20 protein-coding genes are annotated in these 19,486 nt (G+C 30.3%); 8 read left to right on the plus strand and 12 right to left on the minus strand.

Annotation, left to right across the window (positions count from 1 at the left end; translation table 11 throughout):
- Window positions 1-69: 69 nt before the first annotated feature.
- The 4 genes from LACAL_RS00750 to LACAL_RS00765 all read left to right on the plus strand — a co-directional run bounded on the left by LACAL_RS00750 (window position 70) and on the right by LACAL_RS00765 (window position 3,137).
- Window positions 70-615 carry a DUF2911 domain-containing protein gene (locus tag LACAL_RS00750; RefSeq protein WP_013868777.1) on the plus strand — a complete coding sequence of 182 codons (546 nt, stop codon included), beginning with the start codon at window positions 70-72 and terminating at the stop codon, window positions 613-615.
- A 115-nt stretch (window positions 616-730) separates the two neighbouring features.
- Entirely contained in the window at window positions 731-1,804 is a 1,074-nt protein-coding gene (gene meaB / locus LACAL_RS00755; protein WP_013868778.1) for a methylmalonyl Co-A mutase-associated GTPase MeaB, read from the plus strand.
- Window positions 1,804-2,520 (plus strand): glycosyltransferase, encoded by a 717-nt coding sequence (locus LACAL_RS00760; protein ID WP_013868779.1) that lies wholly within the window; start codon window positions 1,804-1,806, stop codon window positions 2,518-2,520. Before meaB ends, LACAL_RS00760 begins: the two co-directional genes overlap by 1 nt.
- Window positions 2,517-3,137, plus strand: a complete 621-nt coding sequence (locus LACAL_RS00765; protein WP_013868780.1) for a lipid-A-disaccharide synthase N-terminal domain-containing protein — start codon at window positions 2,517-2,519, stop codon at window positions 3,135-3,137. Before LACAL_RS00760 ends, LACAL_RS00765 begins: the two co-directional genes overlap by 4 nt.
- Here the strand turns inward: LACAL_RS00765 and LACAL_RS00770 are convergent.
- The 6 genes from LACAL_RS00770 to mnmA are packed head-to-tail and all read right to left on the minus strand — an operon-like array spanning window position 3,121 to window position 8,475.
- Complete coding sequence (locus LACAL_RS00770) at window positions 3,121-3,705, minus strand: phosphatase PAP2 family protein (protein WP_013868781.1); 585 nt, start codon at window positions 3,703-3,705, stop codon at window positions 3,121-3,123. The two genes, LACAL_RS00765 and LACAL_RS00770, sit on opposite strands and share 17 nt — an antisense overlap.
- Window positions 3,706-3,750: 45 nt before the next feature.
- Window positions 3,751-3,978, minus strand: a complete 228-nt coding sequence (locus LACAL_RS00775) for a hypothetical protein (RefSeq protein ID WP_013868782.1) — start codon at window positions 3,976-3,978, stop codon at window positions 3,751-3,753.
- A gap of 11 nt (window positions 3,979-3,989) precedes the next feature.
- Complete coding sequence (locus LACAL_RS00780; protein ID WP_013868783.1) at window positions 3,990-5,378, minus strand: MATE family efflux transporter; 1,389 nt, start codon at window positions 5,376-5,378, stop codon at window positions 3,990-3,992.
- Between the two features lie 46 nt (window positions 5,379-5,424).
- Window positions 5,425-6,285 (minus strand): alpha/beta fold hydrolase, encoded by an 861-nt coding sequence (locus LACAL_RS00785; RefSeq protein ID WP_013868784.1) that lies wholly within the window; start codon window positions 6,283-6,285, stop codon window positions 5,425-5,427.
- Window positions 6,286-6,324: 39 nt separating this feature from the next.
- Window positions 6,325-7,266 carry a nitronate monooxygenase family protein gene (locus tag LACAL_RS00790; protein ID WP_013868785.1) on the minus strand — a complete coding sequence of 314 codons (942 nt, stop codon included), beginning with the start codon at window positions 7,264-7,266 and terminating at the stop codon, window positions 6,325-6,327.
- An 18-nt stretch (window positions 7,267-7,284) separates the two neighbouring features.
- Window positions 7,285-8,475, minus strand: a complete 1,191-nt coding sequence (mnmA, locus tag LACAL_RS00795) for a tRNA 2-thiouridine(34) synthase MnmA (protein ID WP_013868786.1) — start codon at window positions 8,473-8,475, stop codon at window positions 7,285-7,287.
- A 185-nt stretch (window positions 8,476-8,660) separates the two neighbouring features.
- On the opposite strand from mnmA, the gene LACAL_RS00800 reads away from it, so the two are divergent.
- A complete protein-coding gene (locus LACAL_RS00800; protein ID WP_013868787.1) occupies window positions 8,661-9,641 on the plus strand; it encodes a fasciclin domain-containing protein in 981 nt (326 codons plus the stop codon).
- A 54-nt stretch (window positions 9,642-9,695) separates the two neighbouring features.
- Here the strand turns inward: LACAL_RS00800 and LACAL_RS00805 are convergent, their stop codons facing one another.
- The 3 genes from LACAL_RS00805 to LACAL_RS00815 form a co-directional block, all read right to left on the minus strand.
- Window positions 9,696-10,394, minus strand: coding sequence for a toxin-antitoxin system YwqK family antitoxin (locus LACAL_RS00805; protein ID WP_013868788.1), 699 nt, complete (start codon window positions 10,392-10,394; stop codon window positions 9,696-9,698).
- A gap of 135 nt (window positions 10,395-10,529) precedes the next feature.
- Window positions 10,530-12,434, minus strand: a complete 1,905-nt coding sequence (yidC, locus tag LACAL_RS00810) for a membrane protein insertase YidC (RefSeq protein ID WP_013868789.1) — start codon at window positions 12,432-12,434, stop codon at window positions 10,530-10,532.
- Window positions 12,435-12,602: 168 nt separating this feature from the next.
- Complete coding sequence (locus tag LACAL_RS00815; RefSeq protein ID WP_013868790.1) at window positions 12,603-14,219, minus strand: CTP synthase; 1,617 nt, start codon at window positions 14,217-14,219, stop codon at window positions 12,603-12,605.
- 197 nt (window positions 14,220-14,416) lie between these two features.
- On the opposite strand from LACAL_RS00815, the gene LACAL_RS00820 reads away from it, so the two are divergent.
- The 3 genes from LACAL_RS00820 to LACAL_RS00830 all read left to right on the plus strand — a co-directional run bounded on the left by LACAL_RS00820 (window position 14,417) and on the right by LACAL_RS00830 (window position 16,604).
- Window positions 14,417-14,674 carry a hypothetical protein gene (locus LACAL_RS00820; protein WP_013868791.1) on the plus strand — a complete coding sequence of 86 codons (258 nt, stop codon included), beginning with the start codon at window positions 14,417-14,419 and terminating at the stop codon, window positions 14,672-14,674.
- 49 nt (window positions 14,675-14,723) lie between these two features.
- Window positions 14,724-15,608, plus strand: a complete 885-nt coding sequence (locus LACAL_RS00825; RefSeq protein WP_013868792.1) for a LysR family transcriptional regulator — start codon at window positions 14,724-14,726, stop codon at window positions 15,606-15,608.
- 75 nt (window positions 15,609-15,683) lie between these two features.
- Complete coding sequence (locus LACAL_RS00830) at window positions 15,684-16,604, plus strand: YeiH family protein (protein ID WP_013868793.1); 921 nt, start codon at window positions 15,684-15,686, stop codon at window positions 16,602-16,604.
- A 50-nt stretch (window positions 16,605-16,654) separates the two neighbouring features.
- Here LACAL_RS00830 and LACAL_RS00835 read toward each other — a convergent pair whose 3' ends face one another.
- The 3 genes from LACAL_RS00835 to LACAL_RS00845 are packed head-to-tail and all read right to left on the minus strand — an operon-like array spanning window position 16,655 to window position 19,468.
- Entirely contained in the window at window positions 16,655-16,891 is a 237-nt protein-coding gene (locus tag LACAL_RS00835; protein ID WP_013868794.1) for a DUF3820 family protein, read from the minus strand.
- Between the two features lie 2 nt (window positions 16,892-16,893).
- Window positions 16,894-17,433 (minus strand): hypothetical protein, encoded by a 540-nt coding sequence (locus LACAL_RS00840; RefSeq protein ID WP_013868795.1) that lies wholly within the window; start codon window positions 17,431-17,433, stop codon window positions 16,894-16,896.
- 46 nt (window positions 17,434-17,479) lie between these two features.
- Window positions 17,480-19,468, minus strand: a complete 1,989-nt coding sequence (locus LACAL_RS00845; protein WP_041301225.1) for a LysM peptidoglycan-binding domain-containing protein — start codon at window positions 19,466-19,468, stop codon at window positions 17,480-17,482.
- Window positions 19,469-19,486 lie beyond the last annotated feature (18 nt).

Genomic DNA, 19,486 nt, shown 5'->3' on the forward strand with positions numbered 1-19,486 from the left:
TTAGCGTTGTTTCTTTACTATCATTCAGTTTTTAAAGTATCTTTATCTTTTTAAAATTTACGCAAATCCATGTTAAAAAGGTTAATAATTTTACTCATTATTGTCGCTATTGGAGTCTTTGGATACTCACATTTTGCCGGCGGTTTATTTAGCAAACCATTAAGTCCTGAAAAAACTGTTGTTTTTGAAGTTGATGATATTGAGTTGGAAGTTTTTTATAACAGACCATCTAAACGTAATCGTGAAATTTTTGGCGCTTTGGTTCCTTACAACAAAGTTTGGCGTACTGGCGCAAATGAAGCGACTACTTTTGAAACCAATACAGCTTTAAAAGTAGGAAATGACTCGTTACCTGCTGGAAAATATACACTTTGGACGATACCTAATGACACTGCATGGAATGTGATGTTTAATTCTAAGCAATATAAATGGGGCGTTGATGAAACCATGAAAGCTATGCGAGATCCTGCTTTTGATGTAGCCACTTATGTTGCTCCTGTTCAAAAATTAGAAAATCCTGTAGAGCTTTTTACTATTGCTTTCGATAATTCTACAGATAATTTATCCCTTACAATGGCTTGGGATTACTCTAAAATTGTAGTACCACTTAAATAAGATTTTTTATAATTTTAGACTTAAACCATAAAATAGGTTTAAATTAATAAAGACTTTATATATTAGCTTTTAGAGATAATTATACTGTTTTCGCTTTCGCGGAAATTATAAAACTATGACTAAAAAAAAATCGGCATTACAAGAAAACGATGGTGTTTCTCCTCCAGAAATAACTAACACAGATGCCGTTTCTAAAATTAAAGCACGACGTAAGCAGTTAAAAGACACCAACACTTTAGTATCTAAAATATTAAAAGGAAATATTACCGCTCTAAGCCAAGCAATTACTTTAGTTGAAAGTAAAAACCCAAAACACTTAGAACAGGCAAATGCAATAATAAAAGCCTGTTTACCACATGCAAACCAATCTGTTAGAATTGGTATTACTGGAGTTCCAGGCGTTGGAAAAAGCACCTTTATTGAAGCTTTTGGCACCTATTTAACTACTATAGAAAAAAAAGTAGCAGTACTTGCTGTAGACCCAAGTAGTTCACTTACAAAAGGAAGTATTTTAGGAGATAAAACCAGAATGGAAGAGTTGGTAAAAAACGAAAATGCTTTTATTCGTCCATCAGCATCTGGAGAATCTCTAGGTGGCGTAGCCAGAAAAACACGTGAAGCAATTATTTTATGTGAAGCTGCTGGTTTTAATACTATTATTATAGAAACTGTTGGTGTAGGGCAAAGTGAAACTGCCGTGCATAGTATGGTAGACTTCTTTTTACTTTTAAAACTAGCTGGTGCCGGAGACGAATTACAAGGAATTAAACGTGGTATTATTGAAATGGCAGATATGATTGCTATTAATAAAGCAGATGGCGATAATATTAAAAGTGCAAAATTAGCTAAAGTTGAATTTAACCGTGCATTACATTTATACCCGCAAAAAACTTCTGCTTGGCAACCAAAAGTCATGACTTGTAGTGCTATAAATAATAAGGGTATTGAAGCCATTTACAATGCCATTGTTGAGTATATTGATTTAACTACTAAAAATAATTACTTCAATTCTAAAAGAAACGAACAAAATAAATTTTGGTTACTACAAACTATAGAAGAGCAACTAAAAATAGATTTTTTTGAAAACGCACAAATTAAAGATGCTTTGCAAAAACAAATAGCTTTAATTGAAGCTAATAAAACCACGCCATTTGTAGCTGCAGATTACTTACTAGGATTAAAAAAATAATGGACTACCAGTTTACCATAATTGTTCCTATTTATAATGAAGAAGACAATATACTTAGGCTAAAAAACGCTTTGTCTCACTATATAACTATAGCTTCAAAAAAAACGAAAGTTCTATTTATAAACGATGGCTCTACAGATAAGAGTTTAGATTTAATTACTGCTATTTGTAAAGATAAAACTTCTTTTTCTTTTATTTCATTCGACAAAAATTATGGTTTAAGTGCAGCTATAAAAGCAGGATTTGATATTGTAGACACAGCATTAGTTGGTTATATGGATAGTGATTTACAAACCTCACCAAACGATTTTAACACCTTATTAAAACATATTGAAGATTACGATTTAGTTACTGGTATGCGAGATAATCGCCAAGATAGTGTTACAAAAAAATGGTCGAGTAAAGCGGCAAATAAATTTAGACGCTTATTTACAAATGATGGTATAGATGACACTGGTTGCCCTTTAAAAGTAATAAAAACAGCATACGCTAAAAATATTCCTATGTTTAAAGGTTTGCACCGGTTTTTGCCAGCTATGGTTTTATTACAAAACGGACGTATAAAACAAATACCTATTGCTCATTTTTCAAGACTCGCAGGACAATCTAAATTTGGGTTTTGGAATAGATCTATTGGTCCATTTATAGATTGCTTTGTGTTTTTATGGATAAAAAAAAGATACATAAATTATACTATTATTAAGCAAAAGCCATGAGTGACTGGCTTTTATATGGTATTGGCTTTTTAGCACAAGCGCTTTTCTCTTTAAGATTAATTGTTCAATGGTTACAAAGTGAAAAACAAAAAAAATCTGTTACACCATCTGTATTTTGGATATTTAGTTTAATCGCGTCAATTTTACTTTGTATTTATGGTTATTACAGAGACGATTTTAGTATCATGCTTGGCCAACTTTTAACCTACTTTATTTATATAAGAAACCTACAGTTACAAAAGGTTTGGCAAAGTATTTTAGCTTGGGTAAGATTAATTATTTTAAGTATTCCTGTAATAGTTATACTCTACTTTATTACAAGTAATACCATTGCTTTATCAAAGTGGTTTCAAAATGAAAATATACCACAATGGCTATTAGTTTTAGGTATAGCTTCACAATGTATATTTAGCTTACGCTTTGTTTACCAATGGCTTTTTTCTGAAGTAAAAAAACAATCTACCTTACCGTTAGGCTTTTGGGTATTGAGTAGCATTGGTGCTTTACTTATTTTAATTTATGCTGTATTTAGAAATGATCCTGTATTAATTTTTGCGCATAGCTTTGGCTTAGCGATATATTTTAGAAATATTTATTTTATTACTGCGCGTTCTTAGTGTAAATAAAACGCTTTTGTAAATATCTATCCAGTTTATAAAATGCAAAACCTGAAAGTCCGCCAAAAATAAAACCACTTAAAACATCTAATGGAAAGTGTACACCTATATAAATACGGCTATAACCCATTAATATTGCCCAAACAATCATGATATAAATAAAGTATTTATAACGCTCCCGAAGTATTAAACCTGTAAATATTGCTACTGCCATCGAGTTACTTGAATGACCAGAAAAATAGCCAAATCGTCCACCACAACCTTCTTTTACTATACGCATCATGGTATTAATACTTGGGTCGTGACAAGGCCTAAATCGTGCTACTCCATACTTAAATAAGTTTGTAACCTGATCTGTAAATGTTATCATGAACACAACAAGAATTAGTGTTAGAATAAACATTTTACTGTTTAACCTTTTATATAGCAAATACAATAAAATGGCGTAAAAAGGAATCCAATGAAACTTGGCTGTGTAAAACATCCAGAAGGCATCCCAGTATACGTTTCCTAAATTGTTTAGGTATAAAAAAAGTTCTTTATCTAATTCTACTAATTGTTCTAACATTTATTGTTTTTTGGGCATTTTTTTTTACTTAGAGTTTATAAAAAACTACTCGTCGTATCGCTCTACTTCTCTATCGTAAAAAGCTGTTGCTTCTTTAATTAAGTTTTCGGTTTCCATTTCTAGTTCTTTCTGGTCGTTTTGATCAAATTCTTCTAACCATTCTACCTCATCATCTTCTAAGTTAATTATAAACATAGGAAATTCTGTATGAATTACGAAAATAGCGTTAGGAAAATCGGTGTTATCACCTAATATAAATTTTGGAAGTGTCATTATAAAATTAGTTAGTTACTTTTTAAGTCGTTTGACAAAATTAACTTCTTTGTTAAAAAATTGAATCTTAAATATAATAAAATTGCAGCACTCGTTAGTCCTGCTAATAAGCCGCACCAAATACCAAAGCTACCATACATGCTTTCTTTACCAAAAAACCAACTTATTGGAAATCCTATTAACCAATAAGATACAAAAGTTATTAGTGTTGGTATTTTTACATCTTGCAAACCACGTAATGCTCCTAAAACCACTACCTGAATACTGTCACTTATTTGAAAAATAGCTGCTGCTAATAATAATTTAGAAGCTATTGATACTACTTCCATATTATCTTTAAAGTTTACAACATCATCAAAATCTACATATATTCTTGGCAAATAGTCATGAAAAACAGCAAATATTATTGCAAATCCTGTGGCAAATATTGTACCCAAAAGGAATAAAGAAAAAGCAATACGGCGTAGCTCGAAATATTTTTTTAATCCTTTTTGGTTTCCTACTCTAATCATTGAAGCCACGCTTAATCCCATAGCAACCATAAAGGTCATTGAACTTAAGTTTAAAGCTATTTGGTTTGCTGCTTGAGGATTTTTGCCTAATAAACCACTTAACCAAATAGCAGCAGTAAATATGGCTACTTCAAAAAACATTTGCATGGCACTAGGCGTCCCTAAGTTTACTATTTTTTTAAGCATCAATGTATCTAAAACAAATAGCTTAATGTTTGTAACAAAATCTTTAGACTTATCTTTTTTCTTTAGTAAATACCATAAATACCAAAGCATTACAAATCTGGATACCAAAGTTCCATAAGCTGCACCAACGATACCAAGTTCTGGAAAACCAAATTTTCCAAATATTAAAAGGTAGTTTAAAAGTACATTTATTAAGTTTCCTATAATGGTAGCATACATAGGGTATTTTGTCATAGACAAACCATCACTAAATTGTTTAAATGCTTGAAAAATTATAAGTGGAATAAGAGAAAAAGCAACCAAATCTAAATATGGAATTGCCAACTCTACAACCTCAACTGGTTGTTCCATTAAATACATTAATGGTTTTGCAAAAAATACTAGTAAAAACAACAATATACCTAAAACAGTACATAGAAAAATACCGTGTTTTAATGCTGACTTTCCGCCGTTAAAATCTCTAGCAGAATCTGCCTCGGCAACTATTGGTGTTATGGCTGTACTAAAGCCAATACCTAAAGACATAGCAATAAACATAAAACTATTACCTAAAGATACTGCTGCTAGTTGCGCAGTACCTAATTGGCCTACCATAATATTATCTATAAAACTAACAAAGGTATGACCTAGCATTCCTAGCATTACTGGTGCTGCTAGTTGCCAATTGTATTTAAATTCTTTCGTGTAGTTTGATAAAACCATTTAGCAAAAGTAATGCTTAGGTTTTGGTTTTCTGCTTTTATTTTAGCTATTTTTTAGTTTGAATGTCTTCAATTAAATTTACTAAATACGGCACAATTATTTCAGGATTTTTCCAGGCAATTTCGTGTCCTTTTCCTTCTACTGAAATGACTTTAATATTATTAAAATTTGCTTTACTAAAATTTATATTTTCAAAAGGCACAATATCATCAATATCACCGTGAAAATGTAAAACAGGAATTTGTAGTTTTTTCCAGTCTTTTGCTATAATTTCTAACTCTTTAGCATGTACCGTTTTTTCATCTCCCGCAACACGATATGCTGTTGGCACTAACCATCTTGTTAATTTCCATTGTGTAAATCTAGAAGCCCAAATGTCTTTTTCATTTTCAGGATCTATGGCTGGAGAAACCATAACCAATGCTTTTACATTTTTGTTTAAATAAGCTATGCGTGCTGCTAATGGTCCGCCATAGGATGATCCTATAACGATAACATTATCTAATGCTTTTTCGTTTATAACAGCACTCATTATTTGTGCTTGCGTAGAAATTGAGGTAAGTTGCTTTCCAAAATTAGAATAGCCATATCCAGGCCTATCTATAGCATACATATTTGCACTTGCTAAAAGTTTACTATCTAACATGTAATTTTCCCAAGCAGACAAAGAGCTTGGTGAACCATGAAAAAATATAAGGTTTACTGTATTGTCTTGAGATTTTACTTCGTGAATACGAATATCTAGATTTAAACTATCTACTTTGTAGTAAGTTATCTCACTGTTTATATTTTCTGTTTTAAATTTTTGCTGAATAGCTTCATCTGTTTTTCGCCATTGTAAAACAGTACAAGATGTATTACATAAATATGTTAAACCAAGTAATAACAGATAGCCATATTTTTTCATAAAAATTTAAAGTTGAAAATAGCACTTACAATATATGTACTATAAATGAGCGACATTGGCTTTTGCTTGTTCGAACTCTGTAACCATATCTTCTACAATTTCTTTTACAGGCTTAATATCATGTATCAATCCTGAAATTTGTCCGATTTCTAATTCGCCATCTTCAAGATCACCTTCAAACATACCACGCTTTGCTCTTGCACGACCTAATAATTTTATTAGTTGTTCTGGTGTTGGTGCTATTTTATAAAGTTCTTGTACTTCATTAAAAAACTTATTTTTTATTAAACGTACAGGTGCTAATTCTTTTAAAGTTAACTGTGTGTCACCTTCTTTAGCATCAACTACAACTTGTTTAAAATCCTTGTGTGCAGAACTTTCTTCACTTGCTACAAATCGACTACCAACTTGTATGCCATCGGCTCCCAAAACCATACAAGCTAACATTGTTTTTCCTGTTGCAATTCCTCCTGCAGCAATTAAAGGTATTTGCAATTTTTCTTTTACCATTGGTATTAAAGTAAGTGTTGTTGTTTCATCTCTACCGTTATGTCCTCCAGCTTCAAAACCTTCGGCCACTACAGCATCTACTCCGGCTTCTTGAGCTTTTAACGCAAATTTTACACTACTAACAACATGCACCACTGTTATACCTTTATCTTGCAACCACTTGGTCCATGTTTTAGGATTTCCTGCAGAAGTAAATACAATTTTCACATCTTCTTCTACAATAATATCCATAATTTCTTTTATGTTAGGATACAACATTGGTACGTTTATACCAAAAGGTTTATTTGTAGCTTTTTTACACTTTTGTATGTGTTCTCGCAAAACATCTGGATACATACTACCGGCACCAATAAGCCCTAAAATTCCTGAATTACTAGCTGCCGATGCTAAGCGCCAACCACTATTCCATATCATTCCTGCCTGAATTATTGGGTATTGAATATTAAAGAGTTCTGTTATCTTGTTTTGCATGTTTTTTAATTTTAAATTTTATGAAATTACACCAGAGCCAACCAACTCATCTTCTAAGTACCAAGCTACAAATTGACCTTCGGTAATTGCAGATTGTAAGTTTTCAAACTCTACGTATAATCCAGATTCTACTTTATGTAATGTTGCATTTTCTAATGTTTGACGGTAACGAATTCTAGCTAAAACCTGAAGCGTTTCATCTGGCTTTAAAGCTAAATCTGGTCGTACCCAATGCAACTCGTCGTTTGAAACAAACAATGCTTTTTTATAAAGTCCTGGATGTCCTTTTCCTTGTCCTGTATAAATTACATTTTCTTCTACATCTGTATCTATTACAAATAAAGGTTCTACTTTACCGCCAACCGATAAACCTTTACGTTGCCCTTTTGTAAAATAATGAGCACCTTGGTGTTTACCTACAATTTCTCCATCTGCAACAGCATATTCTGCTTTTCTTGATAAGTACTTAAGTTCTTCGGTTTTAGAATTAAAAGATTCTTGCGTGTTACTATAATTAGCATTGTCTTTAGGTATTTCTACAATTACACCTTCTTTTGGTTTTAATTGTTGCTGAAGAAAATCTGGCAGTCTTACCTTGCCAATAAAACATAAACCTTGAGAGTCTTTTTTATCGGCAGTAATTAAATCGGCTTTTGCAGCTATTTCACGTACTTCAGGTTTTTGTAATTCACCAATTGGAAATAATGCTTTTGCTAATTGCTCTTGAGATAATTGACATAAAAAGTATGATTGATCTTTATTATTATCTTTTCCAGATAATAATTGATAAACTTCTTCACCGTCTTTTTCTATAATGCCTTTTCTACAATAGTGTCCTGTTGCAACATAATCTGCACCAAGGTCTAAGGCAATTTTCATAAAAACATCAAACTTTATTTCACGATTACAAAGTACATCTGGATTTGGTGTGCGACCCTTTTCATATTCATTAAACATGTAGTCTACAATGCGTTCTTTATACTGCTCACTTAAATCTACCGTTTGAAAAGGAATTCCTAATTTTTCAGCAACCAACATGGCATCATTACTATCGTCTAACCATGGGCATTCGTCTGAAATTGTTACCGAGTCATCGTGCCAGTTTTTCATAAACAGACCTATAACTTCATAACCTTGTTCTTTTAACAAATAGGCTGCAACACTTGAATCTACTCCACCAGAAAGTCCTACAATTACTCTTTTTTTCATTTCTTTTTTTTCTGGCTGCAAAGATACGAGAAATAAAAATTTAATACTTTATATGTATTATTACTTGTTACTTAAAACAGTATTATCTCTCTTAAAATTAAAATATTAACAAATTTTTAAAATATTTTGTTTAATCTTTCTATAAATTTGTTAAACAAAAAAAACAAACTTTTAAATTTTAAGTTATGAAAACAATCCAAAAATTATCTCTATTAGTGTTAGCACTAATCACAATATCTGCTTGCAGTAATGATGATGATGCTACACCACAAACAAACCAAGAAACAACATTAAATATTGTTGAAACTGCTCAAGCAAATGCAGAATTAAGCTTATTAGTTGAAGCTGTAATACAAACTGGATTAACAGATGCTTTATCTGCTAGTGGAGAAAGAACTGTTTTTGCACCTAATAATACAGCTTTCACTGCTTTTTTAAATACAAATGGTTTTGATTCTTTAGCTGAAGTACCAAATGATATACTTACTCAAGTTTTATTAAACCATGTAATTACCGATAATAATATTACTTCTAGCGTTTTAATTGGAAATCGTGGATATGTAAACACTTTAGCAACTGGACCAAATGACACTAACTTAAGCTTATATTATAATGGTATGAATGGTGTAATGTTAAATGGAGCTTCTACAGTAACTACTGCAAATATTGAAACTACAAATGGAATAGTACATGTTGTAGATGCTGTTATAGGTTTACCTACTATTGCAACTTTTGCAACAAGTAATCCAGATTTATCAAGTTTAGTTGCTGCTTTACAATTAGCAGATACAGGAACTCCAACTGTACCTTACATAGAAACTGTGTCTAATTCTCAAACTGGACCATTTACTGTTTTCGCACCAACTAACGATGCATTTACAGCATTATTAGAAGAACTAGAATTAAACTCTTTAGAAGATGTTGATGCTGCTACAGCAGATGCTATATTAACATATCATATTGTAAATAATGCTAACGTACAGTCTTCACAATTAAGTAGTGGTACTGTAACAACTCTTGGAGGCGATATTACTGCAGATGCTTCTGCTTTTACATTAACAGATGCTAATAATAGAGTAAGTGCTATAATAACAACTTTAGTAGATATTCAAGCTACAAATGGCGTAGTACACGCTATTGATACCGTATTATTACCGCCACAGTAATAATTCTTTTTAGTTTAGTAGTTAAAAAAGCCTCGCAAATGCGAGGCTTTTTATTTATTTTTTATGTGGGTTTTTACTGCGCCTGGTAAAATCTTTTTCATGTGAAAACATTCCGTTATCGTAAAATTTCCATATGCCGTGCCTACGATCTTTTTGGTAAACACCTTCTGCTTTTATTTGTCCTTTATTATCGAAAATTTTTGCAGGACCATGCAACTCTCCTTGAGAATATGTAAAACTACTCATTAACTTTCCAGCTTCAGAATATGTTTTTGATAGTCCGTTTAATTTTCCTGATTTGTAATTTGCTTCTTCAGCTACCTTACCGCTTAAATAAAATGTTTTCTTTTTTCCTTCTAATTTTCCTTTTTCATTATAAAACTCCTCACTCATTATTTGTTTAGATTTGTTATGATAGTAAACCCATTTACCAACATAGGTTTTACCTTTCATATTACCTTCGCTAATAAGATTTTTTGTAGAAGAAAAGAATTTTACTTGAGCTAAATCACTTGTTTCACTAAACGTCCTTGTTGCTGTAAGTACAGCTTTACCGTCTATATTTTTATAAAATTTAAAAGTTCCTTTTTCTTTTCCGTGATTAAATTCACCTTCGTAACGTAATACTTTTGTATTATTAAAATTCTTTTTCCAAATACCGTGACGCTTACCATTAGCATCCATTTGGTTTATACTTTGTGCAAATGTAATTGTTGAAATTAATGTAATTATTACAACTAAAATTTTATTCATTTTTATAGATTTTTATGACTATTAAAATAATATAGCGCTACTTTATTTAACGTTTACTATAGAGTCAAATTGTACTAAACAAAAAAGCTGCCAAACTTAATATTTAAGAGGCAGCTTTTTATAGTATAATATATTTTATTTTTTATTGCGTTTTTGAGCTTGCTTTTGTTGCTCTGCCTGCTCCATCATTTCCTTCATACGTTTTTGAAAACGGTTTTCCTTTTTAGGCTTTGCTTTATTTGCTTGTATTCCTGCAAGGATTTTTTCTTCATCTAAAATAAAATTCTTGATTACTAATAGAATTCCAATACTAATTAAGTTTGAAATAAAGTAGTATAAACTTAATCCTGATGCATAAGAGTTAAAGAAAATAATCATCATTATTGGTGCAAAGTAAATCATGTACTTCATCATCTTAGCCATATCTGGCATACCTTCTTGCTGTGGTGCAGACATTTGTTGTTGTCCTGTTGTTAACTTCATATAGAAGAAAATTGCAATACCAGCTAAAATTGGAAATAAACTAATATGATCACCATAAAATGGAATACTAAAACCATCAGGAAACTTGTAAATAGAATCGAATGATGATAAATCGTCTGCCCAAAGAAACTTCTTTTGTCTTAAGGCAAATGCTGTTGGAAAAAACATGAATAGTGCGTAAAATACTGGCATTTGTATTAAAGCTGGTAAACATCCTGCTAACGGACTTGCTCCTGCTTTATTTTGAAGCGCCATTGTTTCTTGTTGCGCTTTCATTTTATTGTCTTTATGCTTTTCGCGAATAGCATCTAACTCTGGTTTTAAAATTTTCATTTTCATTTGCGACAAATACTGTTTGTACTGTACAAAAGACATAGATAATTTTATTAAAACCGTCATTACTATAATAGCTATACCATAAGGTAAAAACGAACTTAAAAAGCTAAATAATGGTACAAATAAGTACTTGTTAATCCAACCAAAAATTCCCCAACCAAATGGAATGCTTTCTTCTAAGTTTTTATCGTAATTTTTTAATATCTTACTATCTGTAGGACCATAATATAAACCTAAACTTTCGTTTATTTCATTTCCATTTAAGGCTAATGCTGTTTTAGCAGAAAATTGCTTTGTAAATACGGTATCTATTTCTTCATCTTCTACTAAGTCTTTAGATGTTAGAGCTACAGATTTAAATTGCTTATCTGTTGTAAGTATAGAACTAAAAAAGTGCTGTCTAAACGACATCCAATCCATATCTTCTTCAACATCATCATCTTCACCACCTTGTGATAATTTATCTATTTTACCATCATCGTGCTGGTATGTTAAACGTGTGTAACGATTCTCGTAAGAGATACTCTCGTCATGTCGATATGCTTTTTGTTCCCATTTTAAATTAACTTCTTGTGAGCTGTTAATTTCGCTACTTAAGCCTTGAGATTGAATTGTGAAATCAATCATATAATCATTTGGCTTAATAATGTATTTGTATTCTAAAAACTTAGTTTCTGATACTTTTAGTTTCATAGAAACTATAGTATTCTCACCATTTTTAGTTTTTGTTGGTTGAAAGTATAAATCTTGTGTATTTAAAATACGACTATCTGTAGTACCAAAATTAATATTAAAACTTGCGTTTTTATCTTTTACTAGGTATATAGGAAGCGAATCGTAATCTACAAACTTATTAAGTTTAACTTCTGCTAAATGCCCACCTTTATTAGAAAATTTTAATTGTAAAACACCATTATCTACAACAGTTTCACCATCTTGAGCGAAATAAGAAAATGCGCCTAATTTATTTTGAAGTGCTATTTTTCTTAACGAGTCTCCTTCTGTGGTGTTTGAAAAATCTTGAGCTGTGGTAACTTTTGTGTCATTTTGTGCAGCTGCTGCTTTAGCTTTATTTTCTGCATCAATTTGAGCTTGTTTTGCTTTTTCTTCTGCTTCAAGCTCTTCTGGTGTTGGCTGGTTTTGCCACATCATGAATAATAAAATACCAAATATAAGTACGAAGCCTATAATCGATTTTACGTCTAATTTCTTTTCTTCCATATTATTTTTGTCTTTCGACCCAGCTAAAATTTATTTTAACCTTAGTATTAATGTTGGTTTATTTCGCAAACAACCTGTTAGATTTAATAAAACCTTACAGGTTGTTTAGTATAAGGAGCACTTCAAAAAGTAATCCGTTATTGTTTTTGTGCCATAGTGACACGTTTTTTATTTCTTTTTATTGTGCTGTTGCGCTGCTTTTACAAATGCTACAAATAATGGATGCGGATTTGCAACTGTACTTTTATATTCTGGATGGTACTGCACACCTACAAACCACGGATGATTTGTAATTTCTATAATTTCTACTAAACCAGTTTCTGGATTTAAGCCAGTAGCCAACATTCCCTTTTCTTCTATTTGTTGTTTATAAGCACTATTAAATTCATAACGGTGTCTGTGACGTTCGTCTATAATTTTAGAATTATAAACACCATCTACAATACTATCTTTTATAATTTCACAGTCCCAAGCACCTAAACGCATAGTTCCTCCTTTATCTGTAATGTTCTTTTGCTCTTCCATTAAGTTTATTACAGGATGCTTAGTTTCTGGATTCATTTCTGTAGAATTAGCATCTTCTAGACCTAGAACATTTCTAGAAAATTCTATAACTGCCATTTGCATACCTAAACAAATACCTAAAAACGGAATATTATTTTCACGCACGTATCTTACTGCATCAATTTTACCTTCTATACCACGTTCTCCAAATCCTGGTGCTACTAAAACACCGTCTAAATGTGATAACATTGCTTTTGCATTATCGCCATTTAAATACTCAGAGTGTACAGACTCTACATTTACTTTTACTTCATTTTCTGCTCCCGCATGTATAAATGCCTCAAGTATAGATTTGTAAGAATCTTGAAGTTCTACATATTTACCTATTAAACCTATTGTAACCTCTGAAACTGGGTTTTTATGCCTTTGTAAAAACGCATTCCATTGGTCTAAGTTTGGCACATTACTTTCTAAATCTAATTTCTTTAAAACAATTGTATCTAAACCTTGTTCTAGCATTAAATTTGGCACATCGTAAATTGTTGATGCATCTATAGATTGTATAACAGACTCTTTAGTTACATTACAAAAACGTGCTAATTTGTCTCGTAAATCTTCTGGTAATTCATGCTCTGTACGGCAAACTAAAACATCTGCCTGCACACCACTTTCCATTAATGTTTTAACAGAATGTTGCGTTGGTTTTGTTTTTAATTCTCCCGCAGCAGATAAAAATGGCACTAAAGTTAAGTGTATAACTAAAGCATTATTTTCTCCTAATTCCCATTTTAATTGTCTAACAGCTTCAACATAAGGTAAAGACTCTATATCACCAACAGTACCACCAATTTCTGTAATTACAATATCGTAATCACCAGAATTACCAAGAATCTGGATACGGTTTTTAATTTCGTCTGTAATATGAGGAATAACCTGTACCGTTTTACCCAAAAATTCACCACGACGTTCTTTATCTATTACACTTTGATAAATTCTACCAGTAGTAACATTATTAGCTTGACTGGTAGGAACGTTTAAAAAACGCTCATAATGGCCCAAATCTAGATCTGTTTCTGCACCATCGTCTGTTACATAACATTCGCCATGTTCATAAGGGTTTAAAGTACCTGGATCTACATTAATATATGGATCTAATTTTTGAATTGTAGTTCTATATCCCTGAGCTTGTAGTAGTTTAGCTAAAGAGGCTGCTATAATGCCTTTTCCAAGAGATGATGTTACGCCACCGGTAACAAATATGTATTTAGTTTTAGTTGTCATTGTACGTTGTTAAACGCGAGCAAATTTACGATATTTTATGGAAGTTATAAGCGTTTAAACTTTTTTATTTTTGCGCTTTGAAATAGTAGATTTTACAAGGCATAAGGCTATAAAATTTGGATTTCAAAAAAAATAATTACCTTAGTTTTGTGCTTACCTCTATTTTTTTAATAACTAAATGATAAAAACCAAGACCTATGAGTAGTTTATCTAATATCAAATCTGAAATTGAAAATTATAAAGAAAAATCTAATTTAACTGAATTACAAATTGTTGAAAAACTAAAAAATTATTACTTCAACAAGCGTATTTCTGAAAATTTAAAACTTTACAAAAAAGGGAAGAAAAAAGTAAGTGACATTACCAAAGATTTAAAAATGTCTCCCAGAAAATTTTATGCTATTCTAGAAAAGAAAAACATAAAGCATAAAAAATATAATAAAAGTAGAGAGTAATTTTGAGTAACTTCGTTCTACTTATAATTGTAAATGCTTTATTTAAACAATGAAAACTAAGTTACATATATTTAAAATTGTTGCTAAGCATTTAAGTTTTACAAAAGCTGCAGAGCAATTACATATTTCTCAACCTGCTATTTCTAAAGCTATAAAAAATTTAGAACAAGATTACGAAACAACACTTTTTATTAGAAAGCGAAGTTCTATTGAATTAACACCAAATGGTAAATCGTTTTTAATTTATACAAATAAAATACTCGCTATTTATGCACAAATGGACGAGAAATTTAAATTAAAAAAAGAAAAATTTCCTGAGCATATTAATTTTGGCGTAAGTACTACACTTTCTAATTATATAATTCCAAAAGTAATTGCAAAATTTAGAGTGCAATTTCCTCAAACAAAATTTAATATAATTAGTAATAATTCTGAAATAATAGAAAGTTTAATTTTAAATGAAGATATAGATTTTGGTATTACTGAAGGAACAACTAAAAACACAAAACTACAATTCGAAAAATTTATTAAAGATGAAATTGTACTTGTAACTCATGTTAGTAATAACAGTTACCCAAAAGGAAAAATAGATATAAACACTTTACAGCAACTCCCAATGGTTGAGCGTGAAAATGGCTCTGGAACAAAAGAAATTATAGATGCTTTTTTATTAAAAAATAAAATAAATAAATTAAATGGTGTTGTTTCGTTTAATAGTACAGAAGCTATTAAAAATTATTTATATAACTCTCATGATTATGCTTTACTGTCTATAAATTCTATTACTAATGATTTAGTTAACAACAAGCTTAAAATTATAGACATTAACACTTTAAGTATAGAAAGGTGGTTTTATTTTGTAAAAAGAACAGGATTTATTTCTAGTACTTTTGATAATTTTAAAAAATTCACTGTCTCTAACTATAACTTTTAGTTATGCGTTAGAACTATTTATTTTGCTTTTTAGTTATTATAAGTACATACTTTTGTAGTACAAACTTTTAATACTATGAGAGATTTAGCGCCAAAAGTTATTTATATAAGTATTATAACTATTGCATTTACTGGATTTATAAATAGTCCTACAGCACTATTACTAGGCTTTATTTTTGCTGTTATTTTTAATAATCCTTTTAAAACATATAACCATAAAGCTATTCATTTGCTTTTAAAAATTTCGGTTGTAGGATTAGGTTTTGGTATGTTTATAAAAGAAACTTTAGCAACAACTAAACAAGGTTTAAGCTTAACTATTTATTCTATAATTTTAACGTTAACTCTTGGTATTGTTCTAACTAGAGTTTTAAAACTAGATTTAAAACTAGGTCACCTTATTACATCTGGCACAGCTATTTGTGGTGGTAGCGCTATAGCTGCAATAGCTCCAGTTATTAAAGCAAAAGGCAAAACTATTAGTGTTGCATTAGCTATAATTTTTTTATTAAACTCTATTGCTTTATTCGTTTTCCCTTTACTTGGACACTATTTTAACTTAACTCAAAAACAATTTGGATTATGGTGTGCTATTGCAATACACGACACTAGCTCTGTAGTTGGTGCTGCATTGGGATATGGAGAAGAAGCTTTAAAAATTGCTACAACTGTTAAATTATCTAGAACGTTATGGATTATACCTTTATCTATTTTTTCTATATTTCTTTTTAAAACAAAAGAGCAAAAAATAAAAATCCCTTATTTTATTCTTCTATTTATAATTGCTATTGTAATAAACAGTTATCACATATTACCAATAACTATAACTAGTTCTATAGTTTTAATTTCTAAACGTATGTTAATTGTAACTCTGTTTTTAGTTGGTTCTACTATTTCTATAAAAGACATTAAATCTACTGGAGTAAAACCAATATTATTAGCTTTAAGTTTATGGCTTTTTATATCTGTTTTTTCCTTAGTATATATTTTAAATTAAAAAACTATTGCTAGTAACTTTATAGTTACAAATACATTTTTTATTAAAAATTATTTAGGTTTTGGAAAGTTTTTTTGAATGTTTCTTACTAAGTTTTCAATACCATTTAACTTTAACGTATAAACAGTTTCTAGCATTTCGCCTAATTTTCCTTTAGGAAAACCTTTACTATGATACCATACAATATAATATTCTGGCAAATCTATAAGATACCTATCTTTATATTTACCATATGGCATTTTAGTATGTGCAAGTTTTATTAAAAACTTTGGATCTGGCTCAAGCATAATTAATCTACTTTAAATTTTTGTAAGCGTTTAAGTTCTTTTGCTACAAATGCAGTCCATTTTGCCTGGCCTTCATTATCCATAGAATAGTTACTTTCTGTATCGTATTTATTTTGCATATCTGCCAAACTTGTATTTGTTTGATTATGTAATGCATTAAGTGCTTCGGTAATTTTAGAATTTACTTTTAGTTTAGACAATTTTTCTCTAAAGTAACGCGCATTAAGTTCGGTAATATCAAAATGAAGTTGTTCGTGTGCTAAAACATGACTATCTACACTTTCTTTTTTATACCATGAATGTTCTGGGTAAAAATGAGCAAATACTTCGCTTTTAAATCCTATTACACCTCGTGTTGAAGATCTTTGCACAGAATAACCAAAAGTAATTCCAGAAGCTGTTATAGCTACAGCATCTGTACTTTTATCTGGCTTAGCTTTAAAATCTTGCCAATTTAATTTGAAGTTTTCATTCCAAGCAACACCTTTTGAATCTTGCTGAAAACAAAATAATACTGCTAAAAAAATAAAGCATTTATACATAAAATACATTTACTAAATTAATGTAAAAACGCTTTTAAATATATGTTTATTGCTTAACCTCGTCTATTTGTAAATTGTTATACCTAACAATATAAACGCTGTCATTATAAAAACCACCAAATAATTTTTTCTTGTAAGAAAATTTATTTTCTATATAAGATGTTAGTGGCGCTTCAATAACAGATTTATAAATATCTTGAGACGAAACCATACGTAATACAACATCCATTGTTAAATCGAATCCTCTTATTGCATAAGTATTAGGTGAAGTATTGTATTTTAATTTATAGTCTTTTATAAATTTAATATTAGAATCTTCACTTACAATTTTAGAAATAGAAGGATATGTAAATTGAAGGTTAGACAAATGGTAGTTTGAAACCTCTTCATACTCAAAAGCTTCATTATGGCGTGTAGTTGTTAAAATCACCTCAGTTTTATCATCTAAAAACGCGTTTAACATACTGGTTACATTAGATACAAAGTTAGGGCTATCGGTTTCTAAAAACACTACATTTTTTCCAGGTTTTATAACGCTAAGTAAATCTTGTTCTATAATAAAATGAGCATCTTTTTTAGTTTTCCTGCCTAATCTTGAACTTACTAATTTTGCATTGGCAAATTTAGATTTTAGCATAGTACTTTTAGTTTTATGTTTTATATCTGAAATAATAATAACCTGTGCACTAGAATCTGCCATGAAATAGTTTATAATTTTATTTTCCATTTCATCTTCACTTGGTCTTGATTGAAACACATTATTACCTAGATTTACAGATTTTGTTATAGGTGATACCACAGGTATATTTCTTGCCTCTAAAGCTGCTGCTACTACATTAAAGTTTTTAGGGAATAATGGACCTATTACTGCATCTGTATTAGAAAAATCATGATTTCTAACTAAGTCATTTGTATGGCTTAATCTATTTTGGGTATCGTATACATTAACTTTTAAATTAACACCCATTTTTTTTAACGAATCGAATGCCATTAAAACTCCAGAATAAAAATCTAAGGTTAATGCAAGTGCTCTACTTTTTTTAATTTTTTGTTTAGCATCGAAAATAGAATCTGTATTTACTACATTTAATTGAAACGGTAACATAATTGCTATGTTTTTAGTTTCTGTATCTTCTATAGCATTTTCAAGTTTATTAATTTTAGAAACATCGTCTATAATGCCATTGTTTTTATTTCCATCTGCTGCTTGTGTTGCTCCATTGTATGGGATTTTTAAAACCATACCTTCTTTTAACCCAGACGTTGCTAAGCCTGGGTTTAAACGTTCTAATTCGTTTTGCTCTAAACCTGTATTTATTTTTAATCTATAAAATCCTTCTTTAGGCTGTACTGTATAGTAGCTATACATCTCGTCTACTTGCTTTAAATTTCCAGCATCAAGATTTGGTACATTAACTTTTTGTCCTGGTTGTAAAACTTCTGGAAGGTTAGGATTTAGAGCTTCTAATTCCGGAACTGTTATACCATATTTATAAGCTATTCTCCATTTACCTTCTTTTGGTAATACTGTATATTTTACTATTGTTGAATTTACTTCTTGTACTGCTACTTCTTTAAAAATTGGAATTTGTAATTTATCTCCTTTTCTTAAATTATTTGCATATAAAAATGTATTGTGTTTTTTTATTTCGGCCTCTGTAACATTGTATTTTTTAGATAAACTATACAGTGTTTCTTTACGTCTTACTTTGTGTTTTTTATAACCTGTAAGCTCCTTTACTTCTTGTGTTGCTTCTATTTTATTTATTGCTGAAGTGCTTGACGGTTGTTTTGTTCCTATTTTAGATGGTTTTACGCCTCCAGTTTTCATTATAATAAGCACCGTATTTTTCTCGATACCGTTTTTAGCGTCTGGATTGAGCTCTAAAATATGACTTTCTGTAACTTTATACTTTTTTGCAATAGTTTCTATGGATTCTCCAGATTTAACTTTATGCGTCATGTAATTTTGCGCCTTTGCAGATGAGCAACTAAAGCAAATAACTAGTGTAAAGATGTATAGTATGTTTTTCATGTAAAAAAACTTAGTTTT

It is taken from the genome of Lacinutrix sp. 5H-3-7-4 (genome assembly GCF_000211855.2).
GTDB lineage: Bacteria > Bacteroidota > Bacteroidia > Flavobacteriales > Flavobacteriaceae > Lacinutrix.

Bases quoted from the DNA above. Each gene is read 5' to 3' on its own strand.
- LACAL_RS00750 (WP_013868777.1), top strand. From the start codon at position 70: ATGTTAAAAAGGTTAATAATTTTACTCATTATTGTCGCTATTGGAGTC.
- meaB (WP_013868778.1), top strand. From the start codon at position 731: ATGACTAAAAAAAAATCGGCATTACAAGAAAACGATGGTGTTTCTCCT.
- LACAL_RS00760 (WP_013868779.1), top strand. From the start codon at position 1,804: ATGGACTACCAGTTTACCATAATTGTTCCTATTTATAATGAAGAAGAC.
- LACAL_RS00765 (WP_013868780.1), top strand. From the start codon at position 2,517: ATGAGTGACTGGCTTTTATATGGTATTGGCTTTTTAGCACAAGCGCTT.
- LACAL_RS00770 (WP_013868781.1), bottom strand. From the start codon at position 3,705: ATGTTAGAACAATTAGTAGAATTAGATAAAGAACTTTTTTTATACCTA.
- LACAL_RS00775 (WP_013868782.1), bottom strand. From the start codon at position 3,978: ATGACACTTCCAAAATTTATATTAGGTGATAACACCGATTTTCCTAAC.
- LACAL_RS00780 (WP_013868783.1), bottom strand. From the start codon at position 5,378: ATGGTTTTATCAAACTACACGAAAGAATTTAAATACAATTGGCAACTA.
- LACAL_RS00785 (WP_013868784.1), bottom strand. From the start codon at position 6,285: ATGAAAAAATATGGCTATCTGTTATTACTTGGTTTAACATATTTATGT.
- LACAL_RS00790 (WP_013868785.1), bottom strand. From the start codon at position 7,266: ATGCAAAACAAGATAACAGAACTCTTTAATATTCAATACCCAATAATT.
- mnmA (WP_013868786.1), bottom strand. From the start codon at position 8,475: ATGAAAAAAAGAGTAATTGTAGGACTTTCTGGTGGAGTAGATTCAAGT.
- LACAL_RS00800 (WP_013868787.1), top strand. From the start codon at position 8,661: ATGAAAACAATCCAAAAATTATCTCTATTAGTGTTAGCACTAATCACA.
- LACAL_RS00805 (WP_013868788.1), bottom strand. From the start codon at position 10,394: ATGAATAAAATTTTAGTTGTAATAATTACATTAATTTCAACAATTACA.
- yidC (WP_013868789.1), bottom strand. From the start codon at position 12,434: ATGGAAGAAAAGAAATTAGACGTAAAATCGATTATAGGCTTCGTACTT.
- LACAL_RS00815 (WP_013868790.1), bottom strand. From the start codon at position 14,219: ATGACAACTAAAACTAAATACATATTTGTTACCGGTGGCGTAACATCA.
- LACAL_RS00820 (WP_013868791.1), top strand. From the start codon at position 14,417: ATGAGTAGTTTATCTAATATCAAATCTGAAATTGAAAATTATAAAGAA.
- LACAL_RS00825 (WP_013868792.1), top strand. From the start codon at position 14,724: ATGAAAACTAAGTTACATATATTTAAAATTGTTGCTAAGCATTTAAGT.
- LACAL_RS00830 (WP_013868793.1), top strand. From the start codon at position 15,684: ATGAGAGATTTAGCGCCAAAAGTTATTTATATAAGTATTATAACTATT.
- LACAL_RS00835 (WP_013868794.1), bottom strand. From the start codon at position 16,891: ATGCTTGAGCCAGATCCAAAGTTTTTAATAAAACTTGCACATACTAAA.
- LACAL_RS00840 (WP_013868795.1), bottom strand. From the start codon at position 17,433: ATGTATAAATGCTTTATTTTTTTAGCAGTATTATTTTGTTTTCAGCAA.
- LACAL_RS00845 (WP_041301225.1), bottom strand. From the start codon at position 19,468: ATGAAAAACATACTATACATCTTTACACTAGTTATTTGCTTTAGTTGC.